The sequence below is a fragment of the Sulfurospirillum sp. 1307 genome (assembly GCF_054408545.1).
The window spans coordinates 2,170,352-2,196,731 of record NZ_CP176011.1; the positions used below are offsets into that span (position 1 = coordinate 2,170,352).

Sequence of the window (26,380 nt, forward strand, 5' to 3'; positions counted from 1 at the left end):
AAAGAGAAAAAATGGACACACAACAACAAGATAATATTGAATTACTGTTTTTAAAAGTCAGTGATTACAAAGAACTAAAACAAGTTATGTCTTTAGTTTATGAAAACTTACCTGAAGCTTACTGGGAAGAACATCACATAAAAACACTAATTAATAAATTTCCAGAAGGACAAGTCGTTATAAAAGTAAATGGCAAAATTGCTGGGTGTGCACTATCTTTGATAGTGGATTACGATAAATTTACAGACAAACATACATACCAAGAAATTACACAAAACTTTACTTTCAACTCACACACATCTGAGGGAGATATTCTTTATGGAATTGATGTATTTGTTGAGCCTAGCTTTAGAGGTATGAGAATAGGTCGTCGTTTATATGATTATCGTAAAGAGTTATGTGAAAAACTAAATCTTAAAGGCATTATTTTTGGAGGACGAATCCCAAACTATCATAAATATGAAAAAAAATTAAGCCCAAAAGAGTATATAGAAAAAGTAAAAAGAAAAGAGATAAATGACCCTGTACTCAATTTTCAAATCTCAAATGATTTTCAGCCTATCAAAATTTTAAAAGGCTATTTAGAAGGCGATGAAGAATCTGGAGAATACGCAGTTTTATTAATTTGGAACAATATATACTATGAAAAACCAAACAAAAAAGCAACCACAAAGAAAAAAGTTGTTAGATTAGGGCTTGTTCAGTGGCAAATGAGACCATATAAAAAACTAGAAAATTTAATTCAACAAGCTGAATATTTTATAGATACACTATCTACTTACAGATCTGATTTTGCCCTCTTTCCTGAGTTTTTTAATGCTCCATTGATGGCTGAAAATAATCACTTATCAGAGCCTGATGCTATTAGAGAACTAGCTAAACATACTGAAGATATTGTAAAAAAGTTTTCTGAATTTGCAATTTCTTACAACATCAACATCATTTCAGGAAGTATGCCTGAGATTAAAGATGGTCATCTATATAATGTTGGTTATCTTTGTAAACGAGATGGAACAATTGAAAGGTACGAAAAAATCCATGTAACTCCTGATGAATCAAAAGTTTGGGGTATGCAAGGTGGAAAAGATTTAAAAACTTTTGATACAGATTGTGGGAAAATTGGTGTTTTGATATGCTATGACTCAGAATTCCCTGAATTAAGCAGGCTATTAGCACAAGAAGGTATGGATATACTTTTTATTCCATTTTTAACGGATACTCAAAATGGATACTCTCGAGTAAGAAACTGTTCACAAGCAAGAGCAATTGAAAATGAATGCTATGTTGCAATAGCAGGAAGTGTGGGAAACCTACCTAATGTTCACAATATGGATATGCAATTTGCCCAATCAGTAGTATTTACTCCTTGTGATTTTGCTTTTCCAACAAATGGCATTAAAGCAGAAGCCACACCAAATACTGAAATGGTTTTAATAGCAGATGTTGATATTGACCTTTTAAGAGAATTAAATGAGTTTGGAAGCGTGAAAAACTTGCAAGATAGACGAACTGATTTGTATGAACTAAAAAAGATTTCCAGTGAAAGATCATAGTTTTTACATTCGTAGTATATCCTCATTATTTATTGCCATATCTCTTTTAGCTTTGGGATATGGCATCATTTTAACATTTGTAAGTGTTCATTTAAAAGAATTAGGAGTAAGCAATACAAGCATTGGTATTATAAACGCTTCTTTCTTTTTAGGCTCAATTATCTCTGTTATAATAAGCCAAAAAATAATCTCAACGATTGGGCATATTAGAAGTTTTGCAACATTTGCTTCTGTTATGGTTGTCTCCTTTTTAATGCACTCAATCTTTTTTAATGAAGTATTATGGGCATTTTTACGATTTATCTCTGGATTTTCTTATTATGGATTATTAGTTATTATTGAAAGTTGGCTAAATGAAAAAAGTTCACAAGAAACAAGAGGAAAAGTTTTAGCACTTTATAGTATCACATTTTATCTATCAACAGCTCTTGGACAGCTATTTTTAAATCTAGATGGGAACTTAAAACAACAACTTTTTGCTATTGGGTCAATTCTTATCCTTCTTTCTGTTGTTGTTATTTCTTTAACCAAAATAAAAGAGCCAAAGTTAAAACCATTTGAAAAATATAGTTTTCCAAAAATTTACTCTGTAGTTCCTTTAGCTACTACAAGCAGTTTTATAAGTGGTATTTTTGTTAGTGGTTTTTTTACAATCTTTCCTATTTATATACTTACCAAATTTAACTCATTTGAGGTAGTTTCTTATTTTATGATTGTAACTTTAATAGGAGGCTTAGTATTTCAATGGCCTATTGGAAAGCTTTCAGATAAATATGGAAGACGAAAAATAATTTCTCTAAGTGCTTTTTTCACTGCAATTTCATTTACTATTTTTATGATTTCATCTAATTCTATTTACTTTACATACATTGCTGGATTTTTACTTGGTAGTACCATTTTTTCAATTTATCCGTTGAGTGTTGCAAGAGCTAATGATATGGTTGATGAAAATACAGATATAGTGGAAATAAGTAGAACTCTTCTTTTTACATATGGGATAGGATCTTTCATCTCCCCTATTTTACTAGGTACATTATCTACGTATTTTAATAATAGTATATTTATAGTATTAATTTCACTTAGTCTTTTTTTAACATTTTATGCACTATCTAAAAAAAGAGTTGCTGATGATGAATTAAGTGAATTTATAAACATGCCAATAGCATCAGGAGCAGAACTTCCTGAGCTTGATCCAAGAAAAGATATACAAGATTAATTTTCCTTACATGTAAGGAAAATTAATCAACTTCTAAAACAATTTTACCTATATGTTTTTTTTGCAAAAACTCTTTTTGTGCATCCACAATGTTTTCTAAAGGAAATGTCTTTGCAACTAAAGGCTTAATCTCTTCTTTTTCTATTCTTTTTATAAGATTTGCAAAAACTTCAGGCTCTAAAACAGTACATCCAAAAAAACTTAAATCTTTTAAGTAAAGTGTTCTTATGTCAAGCTCCACTATAGGTCCTCCTATAGCTCCTGAAACTGCATATCTTCCTTTTGATTTCAAAACTTCTAAAAATTTACCCCAAGTTTTCCCTGCAACTAAGTCGATAACCACATCAACACTGTTTTCACCTAAAACTTCTACTATATCATCATCTCTTGAAACTACTTTCGAAACTCCCAAAGATTTTATAACATCAAATTTTGAAGGGCTTACTATAGCTATAACCTTAGCCCCTCTTGCTTGTGCTAACTGAATTGCAGCACTTCCCACTCCACCAGATGCTCCTGAGATTAATACCGTATCATTTTTATTTACATTTGCTCTTGTTAGTAAATTTTCAGCCGTAGAATAAGAGCAAGGAAATGATGCCAATTCAACATCACTATATGAACTATCTATCTTATAGGCATGTTCATTTGAAACGACTGTATACTGCGCAAAACCTCCATCGCATTCACTTCCAAAGTACCAAGCACTATCTAATTGCTTACCATTTACTTTTTGAAGTGAAGGTTCTATCAAAACTCGCTCATTTAGTCTAGATATATCAATATTTTTACCAACAGCTACTATTTCTCCACATACATCTGCGCCTTGAATTATAGGAAATTTCAGACTTTCGCCAGACCATGAAGAATCCTCAGCGTTCTCACTTTTAGAGTACCAACCAATCCTTGTATTTATATCTGTGTTATTTACTCCTGCTGCTTTTACTCTGACTAACACTTCATTCTCTTTTGGTGTTGGTATTGCAACATTTGTTGAATATTCTAATTGTTCAAAATCACCATGAGCTTTTAAAAGTACTGCATTCATTTGTTTTGGTATTAACTTCATTATTACCCTTATGTTATTTTAATCTACATATTTTGATTATAGCAAGTTATACCTTAGTGTTGAAGAGGTTTACATGTAAAGCTAAACAACCTTACATGTAAACAGTATTGTTATGAAAAAAACCTTTTATTTACTTCATCAGAAAGCTTTACTCCACTAAAGTGAGCTCTTTGAACTAGTTCCCAAAAGTATCGGTAAGTCGCTCTATCATGAAGTTCTCCAGCGTATTGGATTGGTCCCCATGAAGCATCTTGAGCTGCTATTAGGATATTGCCAGCATCTTCTACTTCTGTAAAATCTGGTTTCATTGCATCTACGATTGCTTGTATTTGAGTTGGGTAAATACTCCACATTCTTAAAAATCCAAATTCATCTCTCGCTCTTTTTGCATCGCTATATGTTTGATATGGATTTTTTAAATCCAGCGTAACATTATGACAAGGAATAACATGATTTGAAAGTGCTGCTTGAGTTACTTCAGCTTTTGCTCTTGCTAATAGTTTATGTTCAAACTGACCTGGACTTCTCATGTTTGAAGCTGGAATTGCACCTTGATAGCCTGATACAAAATCCATAAGACCAAAATCTAAAACTTGAAGCCATGGAAGTGTTGCGATTTTATGAACATCTCTTAGTGATCCGTGAGTTTCTATCAATACATGAATTGGTATCTCTCTTTTGATTCCAGCTTTATTGCAAGTCTCTTGGATATATTCGATTTGTTCTTTTACTTCATCATAGCTTGTACATTTTGGTATAGTTATATAAGCTAGTTTTTCTCCAGCATTTGGAACTAAAATATCTACATCTTGTTTCCAATTTTCATTTGAGTAATCATGAATTCTAACTCCAGCCATACCATATGGATTATCTTTGGAATTTACCATACGAACAACCATATTTGCATGCTCTACTTCTGCTCCAACTTGTGCTCCATCTTCACAATCACATGTAATATCAAAAATCGGGCCTAACTTTCTTTGCATATCAAATGCTTTTGATATTAGTTTTTCACTTCCTGCAAAGTGCTCGCAACTAGGGATAATTGGTAAACTTTTCCCTGATTCAAAAAGTTCTTCATTTGGGTGTGTCATTTGTTTCTCCTTGGTATAATTAATGTATAATCTAAATCAAGCACAACATTTTTGATGTACTTGTTATCTTCGCCTTTTGGATTTTTTACATCCTCTGGCCTCATATTTTTAAGTCCTATTGTTCTTACTCTCATAAGAGCTATGTCTTTTCTTTTAAGCTCAATTTTCTCTAAAATCTCACTATAAGCATAAATGGTATCTCCTGCAAATGTAGGATTTGCATGAGCCCCACTATTTATCGCATATATCCACATAGCATTTTGAAGCCCATTAAATGATATACTTCTAGCAAGTGAAATGATATGTCCTCCATAAATCAACCTTTCATTCATAGGAGTACTTTTCATCATAAAATCATCAAAATGAACTTTTGCATTATTTTGGTACAAATTTGTAGCTAAAGTATGCTCGGTATTATCAATCGTAAATCCTTCAGTGTGATTTAGTCTTTCGCCTACTTCATAATCTTCAAAAAAGTATTTGCCTCCTGTTTTATTAGTATCTACATGTAAAATCTTTGGTATATTGATATTTTCATCAATCAAAGCACTACTTTTTAAAGTTGGGACTATGTTTACATTGCTCTTTTTTTCTTTATCTTTTTTATGAACCATTACCCATCTTTTGAGATTCAAAACTTCTTGCCCATTTTGATTTTCTCCAATAGAATGAACATATACAACTCCGCTTTTTCCACTTGAATTTTCTTTTAAGCCTATTACTTTTGATTTCATACTAACTGTGTCACCTACAAAAACAGGGTTTTTAAAAGTAACTTCAGCATAACCAAGATTTGCAATAGCATTTAGTGAAATATCTTGAACACTTTTTGCAAAGATCAAATGAAAAGCTAGCAAATCATCAAGTGGCCTTTTTTCATAACCCAATTCCTTTGCAAAAACATCACTTGAATGAAGAGCAAACCTACTTCCGCTAAGAGCGATATACAAAGATACATCGCCCTCGCTAATAGTTCTAGGAAGTGGGTGAATAATCTCTTGGTCTATGCTAAAATCTTCAAAGAAATTGCCTTTATTTATTTTATTCACAATTGCTCCTTAAAATAGCTCTTTGCCTATCTCTTTGTATCTATCATACAAGGTGATAATCCTTTGAGCCCATTCTATTCTTGTTTTATCTACCAATTCATTTTTAAACTGAATTACTTCTCTTCCACTTTTACCAGCTCTCTCAAATGCTTCAATCATGCCTTTTGCATCTTCAACTTCACTCTTTTTTGGAGTAAAAATATCATTGATATACTCAAGTTGTATCGGATGAATTGCTGCTTTTCCATCACATCCAAGATAAAATGCATCTTTGGAACTTGCCTCACAAGAAAACTCGTCATTAACATCAAAATGAGGTCCATCAATAACAACTTTTCCATACGCACGTGCAGCCAAAACTATATTTGACATATAGTTAAATATAGCCTTTGAATTCTTCTTTAGATTAATCTGAAGTCTTTGTGCTAAAGTATTTGAGCCTATCATGATAACATTTAGTTTTGTTCCAGCTGAGCAAATACTTTGTATATTTAAAACTCCCAATGGACTCTCTACGCTTATCATAAGCTCCAAATTTGGATTAATAGACTCTATGATTTCATCAGCTTTCATTACATCTCCAGCACTTTCAATACATGGAAATAAAATTGCATCAATATCTAACCTTTTAGCAAGTTCAATATCAGCTTCTATATCAGCACTATTTAGTTTATTTACTCTTAGAACTCTCTCGCTTGTTCCAAAGTTGCTATTTTTAGCAAATACTTGTTCAAGCATTACTCTTGCAACTTCTCTTTGCTCTTCCAAAATACCCTCTAAATCAAAGATAATAGCATCACTTAGAAGTGATCTTGATTTTTCTAAGAATTTTTCATTATAAGCTGGAACAAATAGCATAGATCTTCTTGCTCTATATACATTTTCAGGCTCTTTTGCTTCAACTGCTTCTTTATTTGTTAATTGTTTTACTAACTCTTTTCTTAAAACTTTTCCATTTTTTGTTTTTGGATAATCATTTACAATGTATATCTTTTTAGGTGCTTTATATTTAGCAAGATTTGATTGAGCATATTTTAAAATATCCTCTTCATCTTCTTTATTAACTTCGCCTTTTGGAATAACTGCAATTGAAACTATTGTTTTATACGCATCTATGTCAATCCCTAAAGCTACACAATCAGCTACTTTTGGATGAGTTTTAACAACTCTTTCTATCTCATGAGGGCTTACTCTAAAACCAAAAGTATTGATAATGTCATCTTTTCTTCCTAAAAACCAAATATAACCATCTTTATCTCTTTTAGCATAATCACCAGTGAAAAAGTATCCACTATGTCTTGCTTTTGCTGTATCTTCTTCTAAATTCCAATACTCTAAAAACAATCCAGGATCATCTTCAGATATACAAATCATCCCCTCTTCTTCAATCCCTACTTCTTCTAAAGTATTAGGATCAAGTAGTTTTACATTGTGACCTGGTTGAACAAACCCAGCACTTCCAGGGCGAATTGGTCTGTATTTTGAGTGCGAAATATAGTAAGAAAACTCGCTCATACCAATTGCTTCGTAAATATTTTGTTTAAATCTCTCTTGCCATAGTGTTACCATCTCACTTGATAGATGTTCTCCAGCACTCATACAATGGCGAAGACTAGGACAATCATCTATCGTATAATCTGTTTTTTGTAAAATTTGTCTATAAATAGTAGGAACCCCTATAAAAATAGTACAATTATGTTTTTTGATAAGTTTTACCCAACTATGTGCGTCATTTTCACCTTCATGTGCTATAACTGTATGTCCTCTATAAAGTGGGTCCATAAGCGCTGAGCCTAAAACATATGTCCAGTTGAATTTTCCTGAATGCATAATGCGGTCATTTTCTTTAAAATCAAACCAATACTCACTAGCAGGCTCTCTTCCTATGAGTGAGCTATGAGAATGAAGTACACCCTTTGGAAAACCTGTTGTTCCAGAAGTATAAACCAAATATGCTGGCTCTCTTGATTTTGAGTTATAAGTACACTTTTCTTCATAAGTTTGTTTGATTACATCTTCAAATGAGTAGATATTGATATCTTTTGGCTTAGTAAAATCATCTAAGCTCTTTGCACCTGATATGATTATATGCTTTAGGTTATCTAAGTGCTGAAGATATGGCAATAAATTTTCATACATACTAGCTGACAATACTATTGCTTTTGCTTGAGAATCAGTTGCTAAGTATTTAACTTCAGAACCACTAAGAAGTGTAGAAGTTGGAACTGCAATAGATCCTGATTTCATTGTTCCAAAAAAACTAATAGGATAAGCAAGTGAGTTTTTTAGACAAATCAAAACCCTATCTCTAACTTCAAGGCCAATTGATCTTAAAAAACATGCAAAGTTATCACTACTGTTAGCTAACTCTTTGTATGTGATTTGACTAGTACCAAGGTTGCTATCTTCAATAATCATAGCAATATTATTTTCTTTTTCGCTTCCCAAATGCTTAGAAGTACAAGCAACACCTATATTTAAAAATTCAGGAACTTTTATTTCTATTTGTGGGTAATCTTCAAGTTTCATATTTAGCTCCTTATAATAGACCAAATGGCCAGTTTTCTTTGATTGTATGGATTGGCATGAGGCTTAGTACCTCTAGTGCAAACTTTTGGTCTTCTTTACTCAAACTTTTAAGTGCATTTGCTCTTAAAATATTTTGTAGAGATTTTCCAAACATTGGAGGATCTAACATCTCTCCTTTATATCTTATAGCTCCACCAAGTAAAGCTTCAGCTTTTATAGCTTGTTTTAAAATTTCTATATCATTTGCTATATCACTAGGAGCTGGAGTAAATGCAACCTTACATATATTGATATGATTTGGAGTGATTACTTGCTTTCCAGTTAAGCCCATAGATGTTTCTCTTTTTGCATGAGCATAAACATGTCTACTTGCATCATCTCCATGCAGATCAAGCCAACGCCTGATGTCTTTTTTCTCAACACAGCTATCTGGAAGTGAATTTGGAGTTAAAAGAACTTCAACGCCCCCAATTACTCCTCTTCCTTTAATCCTAGCTTCCATTGTTAAAATATTGAAAAATGTTTCAAGCTCATCAATCCAACCCTCTGGAGTTATCTTGTAAGCCATAGCTTTTGAAAAATCGTGAATTCCAAATACAACATGCTTAACAGTCGAATGACTCATAAGCTTATCTGCAATTTGGAGTGATCTTGGATGCTCTATGATTGGCTGAATTGTAAGATTACTACCAATTGAAACCAACCAAGAAGAAAGATCTCTAATCTCAGCATCCCCATAAACTTCACCAGCTTTTGCAAGGACTAAAACATCTATATATTTATGAATTTTTTTGATTAACTTTAAATCCTCATCATACTCTGGAGTTCTAAAAGGATTTATTCTTATTGCGATTTGAAAATCACGCTCAGGAAATTTTGGTAATTCTTCCTCCAAAAGCGCTCTTGACATCTCCTTCATACGACATCCATCTTCTAAATCAAATAAAAGAGTATGTGCTTTTGTTCTATAAGCATGTTTTTGCAATCTTATTTTTGCTTGTTCTATCGTTTCATACGAACCATCAAGAGGGTTAAATTTGATTGGGGGATAATATATTTGAATCCCCGGCCAATATCCTCCTAAAACCGGAGTTAGATCATCACTTTTAGTAAGTTTGGATAAATCTATCATTGATGAAGTCATGATATCACCTTTTTATATTTTTTGATAATCACATTAATACATATAAAAAATAAAGGCAAACATATCTATAAATTAATTAGGATATTTTTTATCTTTTTTTTATAAAAGATTTAAAGCCCTTTATCTAGAGCTTTAACAAAGGGAAGAAAAATCGAAGTTTCACATAGTGAGAAAATTTTTTACAAACTTCTCAGATACTAAAAGAAAAAATTTATAATATTTTTCAAAAAGTAACACAAAAATGTTATTATTATAAAAAACTTTTATAAAATATGTGTAAATTCTAATTTAAGTTTATATTGTCTTTTATCGGTTCTAAGGACAAATATTTGTACATGGATGTACAAATAGTCCGAAGCCTCGCAAAAAATGCAAGGATGCATTTTTGAGAATGAGATAAAAGATAATATAAACTTAAATTCAACTTACCATATATGAAAGGAAAATATGTCTCAAAATAAATCACTATCAAAAGGCTTGTCTATTTTAAAAGAGATTATGACAAGCAGTGAACCTCTTAATGCTACAAAACTATCTTTGAAACTAAATATTGATAAAAGTACTATGTCAAGACTTATTACTACTCTTATGAAAGAGGAGTTTATAGAGTACAAAGAAGGCTCAAAAGAGATAATTTTAAGTGATTTGATGAGAAGACTTAGCCAAAAACAAAGTAGAGAAAAACTCATACAAAAAACAAATAAACTTTTAGATGAGATTTTTTATCTAACCAATGAAGCCTCTTATCTTGGGATTTTAGACAATAACTCAGTTTTATATTTAAACCAAGTAGATAAATCCAACAGAGTATTAAAAACAAGAAACTCAGTCGGACTTCATGCTCCACTTCATACAAATGCCTTTGGAAAAATCATCTTAGCAAATTGCGATATTGATCTAAACTCTTTAAATCTCAAAAAATTTACTGCAAAAACAATCTCAAGTGTAAGTAGGCTTAAAAAAGAGATTGATATAATAAACAAACAAGGATATGCAATAGGAGATGAAGAACATGAGTATGGCTTAAAATCGCTAGCTGTCGCTTACTTTAATAACTTAGGAGAGTTCGCAGGAGTTGTAGGAATATCTGGACTTTCTATCAGACTAGACAATGCTCTTTTGCATCAATGGGGTAAAAAGATACTCGAACTTACTAAGAGGTAAAATATACCCTATTTTTGCCATGGCTTTTTGCTTTATATAGATTTTCATCAGCTTCGTTTATAACCTCATCTATATCTTTTATACCATCAAAAATACTTAAACCAAAACTAGCAGTTATATTTTTTTCTTTTAAAAATTCATCATCTTCAATTTTCTGCCTTAAAACTTCTGCAATCTTCTTTAAATCATCTAGTTTTATATAGCGACAAACTATCAAAAACTCTTCTCCACCCCATCTTCCAACGATATCACTTCTTCTAACATTTTGTACCAAAACTTGTGATATCTTTTTTAAAACTTCATCTCCAAAAAGATGACCATAAACATCATTGACAATTTTAAAATCATCGACATCTAATAAAATGATCCCTGATGAAATTTTACTTTTTTTCACATCATAATATACTAATTGTAACTCTTCATTGAGTTTTAATCTATTTGCAACTTGTGTTAGAGTATCTGTTCTTGAGATTTTATTTAACACTTTATTTTTAGACCTTAGTTTATACTGATGCACTATTATTATAATCAATAACAAAACAATCAAAGCAAAAATTTTCCATAAAAAAGTATAATCTATATCTACACTCTCTTTTACTGAAATCCAACTATTTGCAATCTTTTTTATTTTTGATTTATCAATACTCTCTATGATTTTTTGAAAAATTTCATTTAAAAGTGGCTCATCATTTCTAGATCCAATCGATAAAACATCACTTTCATCCAATCTTGATGAAACCTTCAAGATTCCGTTGAAATTTTCTTGTATGTTTGCTACTGAAACATGAAGATTGTTTATATATCCAAACAATTCTCCTTTCTCTAATCTTTGTAAACCATCATTTGTATCTTTTACTTCAACTAAATTTATACCCGGATATTTTCTTCTAAGTTTTTCAGCAATTGCATAACCTTTTGTAACACCTATCTTTTCTGTTCGTACATCACCAATATCTTCAATAAATGTTTTATCCATATTTGTTATCAAAACCATAGGTGATAGCATATATGGTTGGGTAAAATTCATATACTTTAGACGACTTTTTGTTGGAGTAGCTGAAGCTATAATATCACACTCTTTGTCTTTCATGGCATTTATAGTTTCTTTCCAAGTCTTTGTTGGATGTATGATCATTGGTATTGGCAATTTTTCTTGAACAAACTTAAAATATTCTGAAACTATACCTTCGTATTTATTGTTCTTATCAAGACCTTCAAAAGGCATCCTAGCTGGATCAACACAAAGTTTTATGATTCCTTTTTTCTTTAAAAAATCTAATTCTTCTTTTGTAAAAAACAGTTCTTTTCTATTTAAATGTAGAAGTACTTGATTGAAAGTATATTTATCTAACTTATCTTCTATCTTTAGCTTGCCACTTCTTATTAGTTGTTTATATAATCTTTTTATAAGATTTTCATCTACTTCGCCAATATCGTATAAATCCAAAAGCATTAAACCTTTTATTATCTTAGCCTTATATTTTAATGCTTCTAAAGATTTTTTAGATTCATACTTTTTATGAATGATGCCAATCATTTCTGAAGTATGATTAATGGCATATTCCCACCCTTTATTGCTGGCATCAATGAACTTTTTTACCTTTTCTGGATTATTTTTAACATATTCATAGGAACTAAAAAGATTCATGGCATTTGTTACAAATCCATACACTTCTGGATCTATAATATTGTATTTAACATTTTTTTGTTGCAATTCATAAATCTCATTGGACATATAAACACTCATAGCATCTACTTTTTTATTTTTAAAATCTTCTATGTGATATGAATGATGCACAAATTGAGAATTATTTTTATTGATATTAAAATGCTCTAACAAAAAAGAAAGAGGACTACTTTCAAACTCATCTTGTGTAGCCATGATTCTCTTACCTTTTAACATAGACGGTAAAGAAATCTCAGGTTGAGCTATAAACACTAATGGAGATTTGTGAAAATATGTAGCAAGTACAACTGTTGGCTGAAGCTTTCCATCTTTTGCTATCAAAGAAGCTGTAAATGTTCCAAAAGTAGCTCTTTGCGAGAGTACTTCGTCTATTGCATTCACCCCTTTTTGTTGTTCTTTAATAGTAACATCAAAACCAGCTTCTTTGTAAAAGCCCTTCTCAAGAGCTGCTATAAAACCAACAAATTCAAACTGATACTTCCAATCAAGCTGTAATGTTACTTTTTCTAAGTTAGAATTTGCAAAAAGATTTAGTGACAATAATAAAATAAATAAAGTTTTAACTAAATTTTTCATCGAGTGATTATATCATAAAATGATTATTTTAGTTAAATTTTGATAATATTAAAACAAAAAAGGTAAAACATGGGTCAAACTATCACAGAAAAGATTTTCAGCGATCATGTGGGAAGAACTGTAAAGGCTGGAGAAATCATAGAGTGTAAAATAGATATGATTATAGGAAATGACATCACAACTCCTATTAGCATAAAAGCTTTTGAAGATAGTGGTGTAGAAAAACTAGCAAATCCAGATGGATTTTCTATCGTGATGGATCACTTCATCCCTGCTAAAGATATAGCAAGTGCAAACCAAGCAAAAATTAGCCGTGATTTTGCATATAAACACGATTTAAAGCATTTTTTTGATGAAAAAGATATGGGGATTGAACATGCACTTTTGCCTGAAAAAGGACTCGTAGTCCCAGGAGATGTTATCATTGGGGCTGATAGTCACACTTGTACTCACGGAGCTCTTGGAGCATTTAGTACCGGTATGGGAAGTACTGATCTTTCTTATGCCATGATAACTGGAGGAAACTGGTTTAAAGTTCCAGAAGCTATCAAAGTAGTTTTTAGTGGGAAACCAGCTAAACATATCTATGGAAAAGATTTAATCCTTGAAGTTATAAGACAAATTGGGGTTGATGGAGCACTTTATAAGACTTTAGAATTTACTGGCGATACGATAGCTCATCTTAGCATGGATGACAGATTTAGCCTTTGTAATATGGCAATAGAAGCTGGGGCAAAAAATGGAATAGTAGCAGTTGATGATGTCACGAGAGAATTTTTAGCTGATAAAAACTTAGCAAGAGAGCCAAAAGAATTTTACAGTGATGAAGATGCAACTTATGTTCAAACTATACATGTAGATGTTGAAAAATTAGAGCCAGTTATCGCCTATCCTCATCTTCCATCAAATGGAAAGCCTATAAGCAAAGCCGTTGCAGATGATTTAGAAGTTGATCAAGTTTTCATAGGAAGTTGTACAAATGGTAGATTAGAAGATTTAAGAATTGCAGCTAAGATTTTAAAAGGTAAAAAAGTAGCAAGAAAAACAAGACTTATCATCACTCCAGCAACTCAAAAAATCTCACTTCAAGCACAAAAAGAGGGATTGGTTGATATATTTATCGAAGCAGGTGCAGTTTTTTCAAATCCAACTTGTGGAGCATGTCTTGGTGGATACATGGGGATTTTAGGAAAAGGTGAGAGATGTATTTCAACAACAAATAGAAACTTTATCGGTCGTATGGGTGATAGAAGTAGTGAGATATACTTGGCAAACTCAGCAGTAGCAGCTGCAAGTGCTGTTGCAGGAAAGATTGTAGACCCTAGATAATGGCTTTTATCATTGAAAATGAAGCTTTAGCGCAAGGAATTGAGATTAGGACTTGTTCTCATCTCAAGGAAACAGTCAAATGATAAATTTGCCCTTGGTGATAGTTGCAGGTGGTAAAAGTAGCCGAATGGGAAGTGATAAAGCATTGCTTCCTTTTGGCTCATTTAAAACACTAACACAGTACCAATTAAACAGGCACAAAGATTGTTTTAGCTCTTTACATGTAAGTTGCAAAAACAAGGACAAGTTTAACTTCGAAGCAAATTTCATAGAAGATACGCATGAGTTTGAGGAATTTTCTCCATTAGTGGCTTTATATAGTATTTTAAAACAGTTTGACAGTGATGTTTGCATACTAAGTGTTGATACTCCATTTGTTACATGTAGAGTTTTTGAAAAGCTCTTTACATGTAAAGAAGATAGCAAAGTAACTCTGGCTCGCTCACCATTTGGCTCACATCAAATGTGTGGAATTTACTCACCTACAATCTTAGAAGCCATAAAAGAAAATATAAAAAACAATAATCACAAAATAAGAGATATACTAAAAGTTACAAAAACAAAATATGTTGATTTTGACGATGATGAAATTTTTACAAATTTAAATTATCAAAAAGAATACCAAGAGGCACAGATAAAATATGCTAGATGAATTGACAAAACTTCCCTCACTAAGTTCATTAGAAGAAATGCTTGGCAAATTAGCTCACCCAAAACTTATGCTTATTGATTTGAAAGATTTCAAAGAGATAAATTTAAAATATTCAGACTTTGTTGGTGACCTTATCTTAAAAGAGTTTGCAAAAAACTTACAAGAATACGCAAATAAAAATGAAATGCATGCTTTTAGAGTAAGAGAGGATGAATTTGCGCTAGTAAAAGATATGCCATTTAATTTAGCTCAAATGGAGCAACTTTTATTTGATCTATTAGATTTCATGAAAGAGCAATCTTTTAATTATAAAGATGAAAATATCAAGATTGAAGCTCATATTGGCTTGTGTTTAGACCAAATGAATCTTTTAAAAAAAGCAAGAAGAGCATTGATAGTGGCTCAAAAAGAGGATCAACCTTTTGTAACTTACTCAGAGTTTGTAAATAGCTTATTAGAAGAAAATAAAGAAAAAATTTCTGCTATCCTTGAAGAATCCATTGCAAATGGAACTATTATGCCTTATTATCAAAAAATTGTAGATAAAGATAATAATACAGCTTTTTTTGAAATGCTACTTAGAAATGAGACAAAAGATAGTATACAAACTCCAAAGTTTTTTTTGAAAATCGCTCATGAAAAAGGCTTTTACAATCAAATTGTAAAGAGCGTTTCTAAAAAGATTGATACGAAAAAACATACTATATCGATAAACTTATCTGCTAATGACTTTTTTGATGATGATTTATTTGAATTTTTGCTTGATTATTATGGAAATACCAAAGCTATATTTGAAATTCAAAATGACAAATACATAAACAATGAAGGGCTTGAAAAAAGATTACATATTATAAAAGAAAACAACATTAAAATCTGTCTTGATAATGTTTCAAAAGAAGATGAAATAAAAGCTTTTGATAACTCCTTAATCGATTTTATAAAGGTAGCTCAAACACAAACTAGGCTTATTAAAATAAGTCAAACAAGTTATGATACTTGCAAATCAATAGTCTCTACATGTAAAGATCTAAACATAAAAAGCATAGCTTCTCATATAATATCAAAAGAGATTTACGAAGTAGCAAAAGAGATTGGATTTGATTATTTTCAAGGGTATTTCATAGGTAAACCTACCCCAAGCGACTCTTCCTTTGCTGAATAACAAGTCCTAAAATAATCAAAATAAGAGCTATTATTGTAGAGAGTAATATCTCTTCTCCTACAAAAAAATGTATAAAAACTAATGATAAAAATGGAGATAAAAATATAAGATTTGAAATCTTAGAGATGCTATGCGTATAGTTTACTGCTTTTAGCCAAAAAACAAATGTAATTCCCATCTCAAATAAACCAATATAAATAACTCCAAAAGTTGCTTTTAAATTTGGTATTTGAAGCTCTTTAGTAAACATCAGATAAAATCCAATCAAAAATACACCGATAAAAAAGTTACAAAAAAGCCCAACAGTTGCATCTATTTTGGATTTTGAATTGATTATCCAATAAATCGCCCACAAAATTGTACTTGTTATTGCTAAAATCACTCCTAATGTACTTGAAAACTCCAATGAAAAAGGATGGCCTTTAGTAGCGATTATCAAAACTCCGAAATAGCATATAAATCCAGCTATAATATCTGCTTTTGTAAGTTTGTTTTTTAAAAAAATTACCGAAAGATAAGCAAACATCAATGCCCATGTATAATTTATAGCTTGTGCTTCTTGGGCTGGTAGGATTTCATAAGCGTTAAAAAGTATGAGATAGTATAAAAATGGATTAATAGCCCCTAAAATCAAAGATAAAATTGGTTTATTTTTTATATGCAAAAATGCTATGTTTAACTTTTTTTCTTTATATAAAATTGCTCCTAATATAATCAAAGATACAACAGATGAATAAAAAAGCAGGCTTACTGGATTTAAAAACTCTAAAGTAACTTTAAAAGCAGTTGCAACTGTTGACCAAAAAAGAACAGAAATTAAAGCATATCTATAAGCTAAAGATTGGTTTTTCATGAAATTTTTATCTTCTCCTACTATAATACGAAATAATATCATAAAAAGGGAAAACAATGGTAAAACACATAGTATTTTTTAAACTAGAAGACAATTCAAATGAACACAAAGAGTATGTAAAAAATCTTATAATGGATTTAAAAGATAAGATAGAAGTTATTCAAGCTTATGAAGTTGGTATAAATTTCAGCGATGAAGAAAGAGCGTATGATTTAGCTTTGATTAGTGATTTTAAAAGTAAAGAGGACTTGCAAACTTATGCAACTCATCCTTTACATGTAGAAGTTGTAAACTACCTTCGCTCTAAAAATACTGTCACTAAAGTGGTAGATTATGAGTACTAGGAATTTTCCTAGTACATTTTTTGGTATAAATCATCCTCATAAAGAGCAACTCTTTTTTGAACTTTTTTAAGTTTTAAGTGCCCTTCAACAGATTCTGTTCCCAAGCGAAGATATATGACTTGAGATTTTTCTAAATCGATAGTTTGTGTATAAATTTCTGGATTAAACTCGACATCTTCTTTTATTTCTATTTTATATTTACCTGCTGGTTTGTTAAAGCTTAGATATCTTCCATCTAAAATTAAATCTTCATAATTCCCATTTATGTAGATGTTAAACCTCTTGTGTCTCCAAATATAGTTTTTAGGTCGATAAACAAAGATAACTCCATCACTACCTTTGATGCTAACATCAGCTTTACTTGGCGCTTTTGTAGCACAACCAACAAAAAAACTTACTAGCAAAATAGCTAATATTGATAACTTTAAAAACTTCATTGTTTTATCCTTTTTGATAATAATTTTTTAAAATTTTCCCATGAAGATAGGATTGAACCTAAGACTATGAGGATTGCTGCTATTAGAACATTTGGTGTTAGTTGTGATAGGCCAACAAAAATGAGTAAAAAAGTTGAAAGCAAAGGAATAGCATATGAAAGTGAGCCTAAAAGCATAATATCTCCCTTTTTCACACCATAATCCCAAACAAAAAATGCTCCTCCAACGGGACCTAAGCCTAAAGCTAATATGACTAAAAATTCACTAGTATTAGGGATTACAGTACTTTCAAAAACAAAATGACAAAGCATTGATAAAACAGCAGTAACTCCACAAAAACCACCAACCGCACTTGTAGGAACTTTCGCAAAATATCTTGATATGACTGAGTAGCTTGACCAAGTAAGCGCTGCTATAAAAGCGTATATATAACCATCTATATATCTAATATCAAAATTTAAAAAGCCATTTTTACTTACTAAAAAAACCACTCCTACTAAACCTAAAAAAGTTCCTGCTATATGAAACCATTTTAACTTTTCATTTGGTAAGAATGAGCTAAAAAGCACTATAAAAAGTGGCCACAAATAATTGATAAGATTTGCTTCAATAGCTGGAGCATTTTGAATCGCTAAAAAGTAAAAAAAGTGATATCCAAAAAGCCCAAAAACTCCTACTAGCCAAACTTTTATAGGCAATTTTAAATGTTTTATAATCCCATCATTTTGTTTTTTCCAAACTAATATACCTATAAAAAATGCTACAAAAAAAGAGAGTGAAGTTAACTCAAAAGGAGGAATTTTGCTTGCTAAAACTCCAAATGTTGCAAGTGTTGCCCACAAAAGTATAGCTATAATTCCAAAAATATTTCCTTTAACGCTATATTGCATTTAACCCCTTAATCTGCTAGAATTCCTAAAAAAATCAGGAAAAAATTTGTATAAAAAAATATCTATATTAATAATAACATTTTTTTGCTTATCTTTAAGTGCAAGCGAATTAGATAGCCTACTTAAAAAAGCAAAAGAGCTTGAGAGCCTTGGTGATTTTAAAAATGCAATGCTTTATTATAAAAAAGCTGCCCTTTTAAACAAGGATGAAAAGCAAAATGAGCCTATTTTAGAGTATGGAAAAAATCAAGTAGATAGTTATGAAGATAACGAAACAAATAATGAAATTAAAAAAATCATTTTTGGAAATTTTGATGTAAAACCATACAAAATGAATTATCTTTTGCCAGTTATATATGATGCTAAGAAAAAAATAGATAGAAATCAAGCTGAGACAAAATTTCAAATCAGTTTTAAAAAGAAATTAGCACAAAATTTATTTGGACTAAATGAAAAAATATATCTAGGCTATACTCAAACTTCTTATTGGCAAACTTTTGAGGATTCAACTCCTTTTAGAGAAACAAACTATGCTCCTGAAATCTTTGCGCAATTTCCATATATCAATGAAAAAAGCCCTCTAAAAGCTTACAGCATTGGATTACTTCATGAATCTAATGGAAGAAATAAAGAGTTTTCAAGGTCATGGAATAGAATTTATCTAAATGGCGTTTTTCAATACAAAGGTTTTTTCATAACTCCAAGAGCATGGTATAGATTGCCTGAGAGAGAAAAAAGAAACGCATTGGATGCAAATGGTGATGACAATCCTGATATTTATGATTATCTTGGTTATGGGGATTTGAGTATATCTTATCCATATAAAAAACAATTATTTACAATTTTACTAAGAAATAATCTAAAATTAAATGGAAACAACAAAGGAGCAATCCAATTTGACTGGACATTCCCATTTCCTTGGGTAGAAGATTTGTATGGTTATTTACAAATTTTTAGTGGATATGGTGAGAGTTTGATAGATTATGATAAAAGAAATGACAAAATAGGTTTAGGATTTGCTATAACGAAATAAAAAAAGGGTTAAGAGAGCTAACTCTCCTAACCCTTTGAATTGTTTTTATTAAAAACTAGTATCTAGGACGTCTTGGACGCTCTTCTCTAGGTCTAGCTTCATTTACTCTTAGAGTTCTACCATCAACTTCTTTTTCATTAAGAGCTTCGATAGCTGCGTTTGCTTCACCATCATCTTGCATCTCTACAAATCCAAATCCCTTTGATCTTCCAGTTTCTCTGTCATTTATAACTCTTGCACTCGCAACGGCACCAAATTCTGAAAATAGATCTGATAATCTATTGTCATCTGTACTGTAAGAAATATTACCTACGTAAATATTCATACTATCTCTCCTTAAATTTTCAAAAACCCTAAAACGATTGCAAGACTAAAAATTAACTCTCTCAAAGGCATAAAGGCATTTTTCGAGGTCTATTGTAGCATAAAAAAGTATATTTATACCTTTTTTTCAAAAAAATTGCTAAAATTACTAAAATTAAATTTCAAAGTGATAAATATGATTGGCCTAGCTACTACTTTAGGATTAAAAATTCTTCCACTTTATTTAACTATTGCACTTGGATTCATAACAGTAAAATATTTAAATACAAATAGGGGAAATATAGCATCACTGCTCATATATATAATAGGTCCTGTTGTAATTTTTATGGCTTCATACAAAGTACAGTTAAATTTAGCTGTTATATCGCTTCCTATTTTGCTTTATTGTCTTAGCAGTTTACTCTCTTTACTTACACTAAGATTTAGTAAAAACTTTTTTAAAGACAACACAAGAAATATACTGGCATTTTCAGCAGGAACTGGAAATACTGGTTACTTTGGGATTCCTCTTGCAATTATGCTTTTAGATGAAAACCTTGCAAATATTTATATTTTTACTGTTCTTGCCTCTTTGCTTTATGAAAGTAGCGTTGGGTTTTTTGTTGTTGCAAAAGGGCATTATAGTGTTAAGCAAAGCCTAGTAAAAGTAGCAAAACTACCTTCTATTTATGCTCTAATTTTAGGTTTAATTTTTAATATACTAGACATAAAATTCTCTCAAAACCTAAGCTCTTACCTTGATTACTTCAAAGGAGCTTATGCGATACTTGGCATGATGATGATAGGCATGGGACTAAGTGGACTTAGAAATGTTGGCTTTGATAAAGTTTTTATGGGCTTTGCTTTTTTTATCAAGTTTATTATCTATCCGGTTTGTGTTCTTTTAATAATTTGGCTAGATAAGATGTATTTTAATTACTTTGATAGTTCTTTGTATAAAGTTATGTTTATATTTTCAATCGTACCAATGGCAGGAAACACTGTAGCAGTAGCTTCGCTCTTAAATGTTCATCCTCAAAAAGCTTCATTAGCTGTCATTTTAAGCACTGTCATATCAATTGTTACAATACCAGTGATGGTAGCTATATTTTTAAATACTTTTTAAGCCTTTTAATTCCCTCTGCCATATGCTCAATCTCTCTAGTGTATGCAAAGCGAATATATTTGTGAGTATCATTTAAGCCAAAATCAACCCCTGGAGTTGAAGCGACATGAATCTTTTGTAATAACTCTTTTGCAAAAGAAAAGCTATCATCACTATATTTTGAAACATTTGCCCACATATAAAAAGCACCCTCTGGTTTTGCATCAATTTCAAAGATTTGGCTTAATTCATTAAAAAGAAAATCTCTTCTTCTTTTAAACTCCTCTTTTACTTTACTTAGGTACTCTTCATCAAATGCATTTAAAGCTCCATATTGAGAAATTGTAGGCGCTGAAATAAAAAGATTTTGAGATATTTTTTCTGCTTCTTTTACTAAGTGCTTTGGTACTATTATCCAGCCTAAACGATTTCCTGGCATACAATAATACTTTGAAAATCCATTTATAACAAAAACATTTTTACTAAACTCTAAAGCTGAACTTGCCTCTTTTTCAAAATCAAGTCCATGATATAACTCATCTGATATAAAAGCTATGTTATTTTTTTCACAATATTCTATCAAGCTTTTAAAGTTTTCTCTGCCATAAATATTGCCTGTTGGATTAGCAGGAGAACTAATCTGCAAAGCCTCAAACTCATAATTTTTTATCATATCTACATGTAGTTCAAAATTATCCTCTTTCCCGATAGGAATGAAAACTGGTTTTAGATTTAAAAAATGAGCAAAATTTTTATAGCAAGGGTAAGAAGGATCACTAAGCGCAAGCCTTGAATTAGCACTCATACTAAGTCCATATGCTATTAAAAATGCCCCGCTAGTTCCTGGAGTCAAAAAAACTTGTGAAGGCTCCAAATCTATTCTATATCTTTTTTTATAATGAGCCACTATCTTTTCTCTAAGCTCTAATAATCCATGAGATTCTGTGTATAAAAATTGGTTATTCTCAATTGCTACATGTAGAGCCTCTTTTACTTTAGGAGAAGGAGGGATATCTGGTTGTCCGATTTCAAAATGAATACAATCATCATACTTTTTTGCTTCTTTTACGATATCCATCACTATAAATGAACTCAAATTCTTACTTAACATATACCCATCCTAAAGAGATTTCCAAATTTTACTATAAAATGCTAAAATTAGGGATTAAAACAACTAGGGAAAAAATGAAAAAAACAAATTATAGCTTGGATGATATCGGAAAACTACTAACCTATATCCCTCAGATATTTCTTATATTGCTTGCTACACTTTTTATCATTATCTCATATTTTGTAACTCAATATAAAGAGACAAGTGAAATAAACAAATTTTTGGCAGAACAAAAATATTCTAATGAAAAAACATTAAGTAACTATATATCTCAAGTAAATAAAAAAATTGATAAATACCTTTTAGAAACAGAACAAGAATTAAAAAAAAATGTACATATAACAAAAGGCTTGCTTGCAAATAGTAAAGATATAAATGAAGTTATAGAAAAATATATAAAAGATTTTGAATCAAAAAAAAGTATAAAATTTGTTATATTTGATACAAATTTAAATATCATATATGGTAAACAAGTTATACAAAAACTTGAAAATCTTATATTTAATCAAAAGGGAGATGAAACTTACATTGGCTTAACTCTTTTGTATCTCTCTTCACAAGGAGAAAGCACCTCTTTTTCATGGAAAGATGATGCAAAACAAACCATACAGCTTAGTTTTTTAGAAAAAAGTTTTGATAATAAATATTTTATTGGGGCTTTTTCATTGGTGGATTATCAAGAACACCTTATACAAAAAGCATTTATTAATGATATAAGAGAAAACTCAAAACCTTCACAAAACTACTACTTTTGGCTTTATGATAAAGCGAGGAAAAATGCCTTTAACTTAAAAAATGACAAAAAATGGCAAATTGCAGTAGGCGTTCATAAAAGAGGCAAAACTTTTTATAATTTTGAAAAATATGAACTTCATGTAGGTATTACTCAAAAACGTGAATTTATAAATAAAAAAATAGAAGAAATCAAATCAAAATATCAAAGGAAACACAACTTCAATACTTTTGCAATCTTAATGTCAACAATCATACTTATAGCATTTGCAACTTTATTTTCATCATTCATCAAACGAATATTTACAACTTACAATAGAAATTTTGCAAGCAAAAATAAGCAATTAAAAAGAATCAAACAAAGATATGAATTAGCAATTATTGCTTCAAACGATGGACTTTGGGATAGAAATCTAAGAACAAATACCATCTTCTTTTCAAAAAAATGGCTTGATATGTTAGGCTACAGAGCCGGCGAAATAAAACATTATGATGAATGGTTAAACCTTTTACATGTAAAAGATAGAGAAAAGATAGAAAAAGTTATTGATGATTATATAAATTCGAACAAAGAAGACCATCTTATATGTGAATATAGATTGAAAATGAAAAGTGGAAAATATAAGTGGATTTTAGCTCGTGGTAAAGTTTTTAGAGATGAAAAAGAGAATCAAAAAAGACTTTTGATGATGACAATGGATATTGATGATAAAAAAGAGGCAACAAAACATTTACAAGAATTAGTAAAAAAAGAAGTTGCTAAAAATGAAGAAAAACAAAGACTACTAATCCAACAAAACAAACTAGCTGCAATGGGTGAAATGATAGGAGCGATTGCTCATCAGTGGAGACAACCTTTAAACAATATTTCATTGATTATACACTTTATCAGGGATAGTATAAAAAGTGAGCATTTTAAAAAAGAGCTAATAGATAGTTATGTCCAAAACGCAAAAGAGCAAATTGAATATATGAGTGAAACCATAGATGATTTTAGGAACTTTTATAAACCATCTAAAGAGAAGTTAAATTTTGACATAAAAAAAGCAATACAATCAACAATCGATATAATGAAAACACAAATAGACAAATACAACATAGAGATCAACTTAAAAGGTAAGGCTCTAGAGGTAGTAGGATACGAAAATGAATTTAAGCAAGCAATTTTAAACATATTATCTAATGCCCAAGATGCTATAAATTCAAATAAAATTGAAAATGGAAAAATCGATATACTTGTTTATGAAGAAGAAAATCAAAAGTGCATAAGCATTTTTAACAATGGTGGAAATATACCAAATGAAATATTGGATAGAATCTTTGAACCATACTTTACGACAAAATTTGAAACAAAAGGAACTGGAATCGGACTTTATATGACAAAAACAATTATAGAAACAAGTATGGGTGGTGAAGTTTTTGTAAAAAATAAAGATAACGGAGTTTTATTTACTATAAAACTTAGCTGACACTTCTTTGCTACTTTAATATCTTTTTTGTTATAATTTTGTTAATTCTAAAATAAGTTGGTAAGTTATGTCACAATTTTTCACAAAAGTACTTTTGGCAGAAGATGAAAATGTTGCAAGAGAAATTCTTAGCTTTTATTTAAATACTATTTTTGATGAAGTAGTAGTAGCAACTGATGGGAAAGAGGGGCTGGAGATATACACTAATGCTTTAGATAAGAACCAAAAATTTGATTTAGTTTTAACAGACATTAAAATGCCAAATATGAATGGTATAGAAATGTTAGAAAACATATACAAACTAAATCCAAATCAAAAATTCATAATAGTATCAGCCTACAAAGATGAAGAAAAACTATTAAAATCAATAGAATTAAAGGTACTGGGATACTTCGTAAAGCCCCTAAATGTAGACAATATCATGAAACTCCTCATGAAAGCCAAAGATGAAGTATTAGAAGATAAAAAACAAAATGCCGGAGTTAGCAAAATAAATCAAACTTACACTTATAATCAAAAATCAAATTTACTTTATGAAAATAATGTATTAGTAAAACTGTCCAAAAAAGAAACAGAAGCTCTTAAGATATTGATGAAAAACAGAGGAAAAATCGTAAGTATAAATAGATTTAAAAAAGCTATTTGGCAAGATGAATCTACACTTGATGCCACTTTTAGAACTGTAATGAAAAGGCTAAAAGACAAAATCAAAAAAGATGATTTTATCATTTCTAGAAAAGGTCAAGGCTACATAATCGAGTAAAAAAGTTACATATCTCATAAAAATAAAAAACTTCAGTGATATTTTTGAAACTTTTTTGAAACAGTATTGTATAATAGATTCAAATTCAAAAGGAGTCTATATGAAGAGTTTACTAAAAAAAGTTTTAGTCACTTCAGTAGTTGCTACAGCACTCATAACTGGTGCAAATGCTGCAACTAAAGAAAAGAAGTACATAATCGCAACCGCTAGTACAGGGGGAACTTACTATCCAGTTGGTGTTGGAATTGCTACAATTGCAAGTCTTAAACTGGCTAAAAAGCATAAGATGACATTTTCTGCAATAACAAGTGCAGGAAGTGGAGAAAATGTAGATATGATAGATAAAGGTGAGGTTGATTTTGCAATCTTACAAGGTCTATTTGGCTCAATGGCTTGGCAAGGAGTTGGTAAGTACGAAGGTAAACCTAGAAAAAATCTAAGATCAGTTTCTATGCTATGGCAAAATGTTGAACAATTTGTAGTATATAAAAAATATGCTCCTACTGGTAACATTATGGATCTTAAAAATCTATATGGTAAAAAGTTTTCAATAGGTAAGAGAAATTCAGGAACTAGAGTATCAGGTGAGACTATACTAAGTTCATTGGGAATTGATTATAATAAAATGAATCTTCAATTCTTAGGATATGGACCAAGTTCAACTGCTCTTCAAGATGGAAAAATTGATGGTATGAATATACCAGCTGGACCTCCAACAAGTGCAATTGTAAATGCTTATGCAACAATTGGTGCTGATAAAATCACTCACTTAGAATTCAGTGATGATAACATCAAAACAATTCAAGCAAAATTTCCAGTTTGGACTAGATATGTAATCAAAAAAGGTACTTATCCAGGACAAAAAAAGGATATAAATACAATTGCTCAGCCAAACTTACTTGTTGTTACTAAAGATACTCCAGTTGAAACTGTTTATCTTTTAACAAAAACAATGTATGAAAACTTGCCATTTTTAAATACTGTGCATAAAGCAACAAAAGCTATGAGCCTTCAAAAAGCAATCGATGGTCTTCCTATGCCACTTCACCCAGGAGCAGCAAAATACTATAAAGAGCAAGGTATAAAAATACCTGATAGACTAATAGCTAAGTAAAG

The 26,380-nt window shown here is 30.6% G+C and carries 23 protein-coding genes; 12 read left to right on the forward strand and 11 right to left on the reverse strand.

Translation table 11 applies throughout. The features are described 5' to 3' along the window. Positions 1 to 11 precede the first annotated feature (11 nt). Together ACKGJI_RS11160 and ACKGJI_RS11165 are read left to right on the forward strand one after the other, a co-directional pair. Positions 12 to 1,553 (forward strand): GNAT family N-acetyltransferase, encoded by a 1,542-nt coding sequence (locus tag ACKGJI_RS11160; RefSeq protein WP_458700388.1) that lies wholly within the window; start codon positions 12 to 14, stop codon positions 1,551 to 1,553. Further along, positions 1,540 to 2,769: an MFS transporter gene (locus tag ACKGJI_RS11165; protein WP_458700389.1), complete on the forward strand. Its 1,230-nt coding sequence runs from the start codon at positions 1,540 to 1,542 to the stop codon at positions 2,767 to 2,769. The genes ACKGJI_RS11160 and ACKGJI_RS11165 overlap by 14 nt, the downstream gene beginning before the upstream one ends. A 22-nt stretch (positions 2,770 to 2,791) precedes the next feature. On the opposite strand, the gene ACKGJI_RS11170 is transcribed toward ACKGJI_RS11165, so the two are convergent. The 5 genes from ACKGJI_RS11170 to ACKGJI_RS11190 all read right to left on the reverse strand — a co-directional run bounded on the left by ACKGJI_RS11170 (position 2,792) and on the right by ACKGJI_RS11190 (position 9,654). Continuing rightward, on the reverse strand, positions 2,792 to 3,838 hold the full coding sequence (locus tag ACKGJI_RS11170; RefSeq protein ID WP_458700391.1) for an alcohol dehydrogenase family protein: 1,047 nt from the start codon (positions 3,836 to 3,838) through the stop codon (positions 2,792 to 2,794). Between the two features lie 110 nt (positions 3,839 to 3,948). After that, the gene (locus tag ACKGJI_RS11175; RefSeq protein WP_458700392.1) at positions 3,949 to 4,932 is read right to left on the reverse strand and encodes an HpcH/HpaI aldolase/citrate lyase family protein; all 984 of its coding nucleotides are present in this window, start codon (positions 4,930 to 4,932) and stop codon (positions 3,949 to 3,951) included. After that, positions 4,929 to 5,981 carry a MaoC family dehydratase gene (locus tag ACKGJI_RS11180; RefSeq protein ID WP_458700393.1) on the reverse strand — a complete coding sequence of 351 codons (1,053 nt, stop codon included), beginning with the start codon at positions 5,979 to 5,981 and terminating at the stop codon, positions 4,929 to 4,931. The genes ACKGJI_RS11175 and ACKGJI_RS11180 overlap by 4 nt, the downstream gene beginning before the upstream one ends. A gap of 9 nt (positions 5,982 to 5,990) precedes the next feature. After that, complete coding sequence (locus ACKGJI_RS11185) at positions 5,991 to 8,510, reverse strand: aldolase/citrate lyase family protein (RefSeq protein WP_458700395.1); 2,520 nt, start codon at positions 8,508 to 8,510, stop codon at positions 5,991 to 5,993. Positions 8,511 to 8,520: 10 nt separating this feature from the next. Continuing rightward, positions 8,521 to 9,654 carry an HpcH/HpaI aldolase/citrate lyase family protein gene (locus ACKGJI_RS11190; RefSeq protein ID WP_458700396.1) on the reverse strand — a complete coding sequence of 378 codons (1,134 nt, stop codon included), beginning with the start codon at positions 9,652 to 9,654 and terminating at the stop codon, positions 8,521 to 8,523. Positions 9,655 to 10,101: 447 nt separating this feature from the next. On the opposite strand from ACKGJI_RS11190, the gene ACKGJI_RS11195 reads away from it, so the two are divergent. After that, entirely contained in the window at positions 10,102 to 10,818 is a 717-nt protein-coding gene (locus ACKGJI_RS11195; RefSeq protein WP_458700397.1) for an IclR family transcriptional regulator, read from the forward strand. Here the strand turns inward: ACKGJI_RS11195 and ACKGJI_RS11200 are convergent. Then, positions 10,808 to 13,081 carry a diguanylate cyclase domain-containing protein gene (locus tag ACKGJI_RS11200; protein ID WP_458700398.1) on the reverse strand — a complete coding sequence of 758 codons (2,274 nt, stop codon included), beginning with the start codon at positions 13,079 to 13,081 and terminating at the stop codon, positions 10,808 to 10,810. The genes ACKGJI_RS11195 and ACKGJI_RS11200 overlap by 11 nt on opposite strands. 69 nt (positions 13,082 to 13,150) lie before the next feature. Between ACKGJI_RS11200 and leuC the strand changes: the two genes are divergently transcribed. From leuC to ACKGJI_RS11215, 3 genes are all read left to right on the forward strand, one after another. Then, complete coding sequence (gene leuC, locus ACKGJI_RS11205) at positions 13,151 to 14,410, forward strand: 3-isopropylmalate dehydratase large subunit (protein ID WP_458700399.1); 1,260 nt, start codon at positions 13,151 to 13,153, stop codon at positions 14,408 to 14,410. Between the two features lie 79 nt (positions 14,411 to 14,489). Continuing rightward, entirely contained in the window at positions 14,490 to 15,062 is a 573-nt protein-coding gene (mobA, locus tag ACKGJI_RS11210; RefSeq protein WP_458700400.1) for a molybdenum cofactor guanylyltransferase MobA, read from the forward strand. Beyond that, positions 15,052 to 16,224, forward strand: a complete 1,173-nt coding sequence (locus tag ACKGJI_RS11215; RefSeq protein WP_458700401.1) for an EAL domain-containing protein — start codon at positions 15,052 to 15,054, stop codon at positions 16,222 to 16,224. The genes mobA and ACKGJI_RS11215 overlap by 11 nt, the downstream gene beginning before the upstream one ends. On the opposite strand, the gene ACKGJI_RS11220 is transcribed toward ACKGJI_RS11215, so the two are convergent. Then, entirely contained in the window at positions 16,193 to 17,077 is an 885-nt protein-coding gene (locus tag ACKGJI_RS11220; protein ID WP_458700402.1) for a DMT family transporter, read from the reverse strand. The two genes, ACKGJI_RS11215 and ACKGJI_RS11220, sit on opposite strands and share 32 nt — an antisense overlap. Before the next feature lie 56 nt (positions 17,078 to 17,133). Here ACKGJI_RS11220 and ACKGJI_RS11225 point away from each other — a divergent pair, with 56 nt between their 5' ends. Then, the gene (locus ACKGJI_RS11225; RefSeq protein ID WP_458700403.1) at positions 17,134 to 17,421 is read left to right on the forward strand and encodes a Dabb family protein; all 288 of its coding nucleotides are present in this window, start codon (positions 17,134 to 17,136) and stop codon (positions 17,419 to 17,421) included. 8 nt (positions 17,422 to 17,429) lie between these two features. Here the strand turns inward: ACKGJI_RS11225 and ACKGJI_RS11230 are convergent, their stop codons facing one another. Together ACKGJI_RS11230 and yddG are read right to left on the reverse strand one after the other, a co-directional pair. Beyond that, entirely contained in the window at positions 17,430 to 17,858 is a 429-nt protein-coding gene (locus ACKGJI_RS11230) for a hypothetical protein (protein ID WP_458700404.1), read from the reverse strand. Further along, entirely contained in the window at positions 17,855 to 18,748 is an 894-nt protein-coding gene (yddG, locus tag ACKGJI_RS11235; RefSeq protein ID WP_458700405.1) for an aromatic amino acid exporter YddG, read from the reverse strand. Before yddG ends, ACKGJI_RS11230 begins: the two co-directional genes overlap by 4 nt. 46 nt (positions 18,749 to 18,794) lie before the next feature. Between yddG and ACKGJI_RS11240 the strand changes: the two genes are divergently transcribed. Further along, the gene (locus tag ACKGJI_RS11240) at positions 18,795 to 19,781 is read left to right on the forward strand and encodes a phospholipase A (RefSeq protein WP_458700406.1); all 987 of its coding nucleotides are present in this window, start codon (positions 18,795 to 18,797) and stop codon (positions 19,779 to 19,781) included. A 55-nt stretch (positions 19,782 to 19,836) separates the two neighbouring features. On the opposite strand, the gene ACKGJI_RS11245 is transcribed toward ACKGJI_RS11240, so the two are convergent. Next, positions 19,837 to 20,106, reverse strand: coding sequence for an RNA recognition motif domain-containing protein (locus tag ACKGJI_RS11245; RefSeq protein ID WP_458700407.1), 270 nt, complete (start codon positions 20,104 to 20,106; stop codon positions 19,837 to 19,839). Between the two features lie 174 nt (positions 20,107 to 20,280). On the opposite strand from ACKGJI_RS11245, the gene ACKGJI_RS11250 reads away from it, so the two are divergent. Continuing rightward, positions 20,281 to 21,210 carry an AEC family transporter gene (locus ACKGJI_RS11250; RefSeq protein ID WP_458700408.1) on the forward strand — a complete coding sequence of 310 codons (930 nt, stop codon included), beginning with the start codon at positions 20,281 to 20,283 and terminating at the stop codon, positions 21,208 to 21,210. Here ACKGJI_RS11250 and ACKGJI_RS11255 read toward each other — a convergent pair. Continuing rightward, positions 21,188 to 22,300: a pyridoxal phosphate-dependent aminotransferase gene (locus tag ACKGJI_RS11255; protein ID WP_458700409.1), complete on the reverse strand. Its 1,113-nt coding sequence runs from the start codon at positions 22,298 to 22,300 to the stop codon at positions 21,188 to 21,190. The two genes, ACKGJI_RS11250 and ACKGJI_RS11255, sit on opposite strands and share 23 nt — an antisense overlap. Positions 22,301 to 22,374: 74 nt before the next feature. Here ACKGJI_RS11255 and ACKGJI_RS11260 point away from each other — a divergent pair, with 74 nt between their 5' ends. From ACKGJI_RS11260 to ACKGJI_RS11270, 3 genes are all read left to right on the forward strand, one after another. Next, entirely contained in the window at positions 22,375 to 24,501 is a 2,127-nt protein-coding gene (locus tag ACKGJI_RS11260; RefSeq protein ID WP_458700410.1) for an ATP-binding protein, read from the forward strand. A gap of 67 nt (positions 24,502 to 24,568) precedes the next feature. Continuing rightward, on the forward strand, positions 24,569 to 25,264 hold the full coding sequence (locus tag ACKGJI_RS11265) for a response regulator (protein WP_458700411.1): 696 nt from the start codon (positions 24,569 to 24,571) through the stop codon (positions 25,262 to 25,264). A 100-nt stretch (positions 25,265 to 25,364) separates the two neighbouring features. Next, complete coding sequence (locus ACKGJI_RS11270) at positions 25,365 to 26,378, forward strand: TAXI family TRAP transporter solute-binding subunit (RefSeq protein WP_458700412.1); 1,014 nt, start codon at positions 25,365 to 25,367, stop codon at positions 26,376 to 26,378. Positions 26,379 to 26,380: the final 2 nt, after the last annotated feature.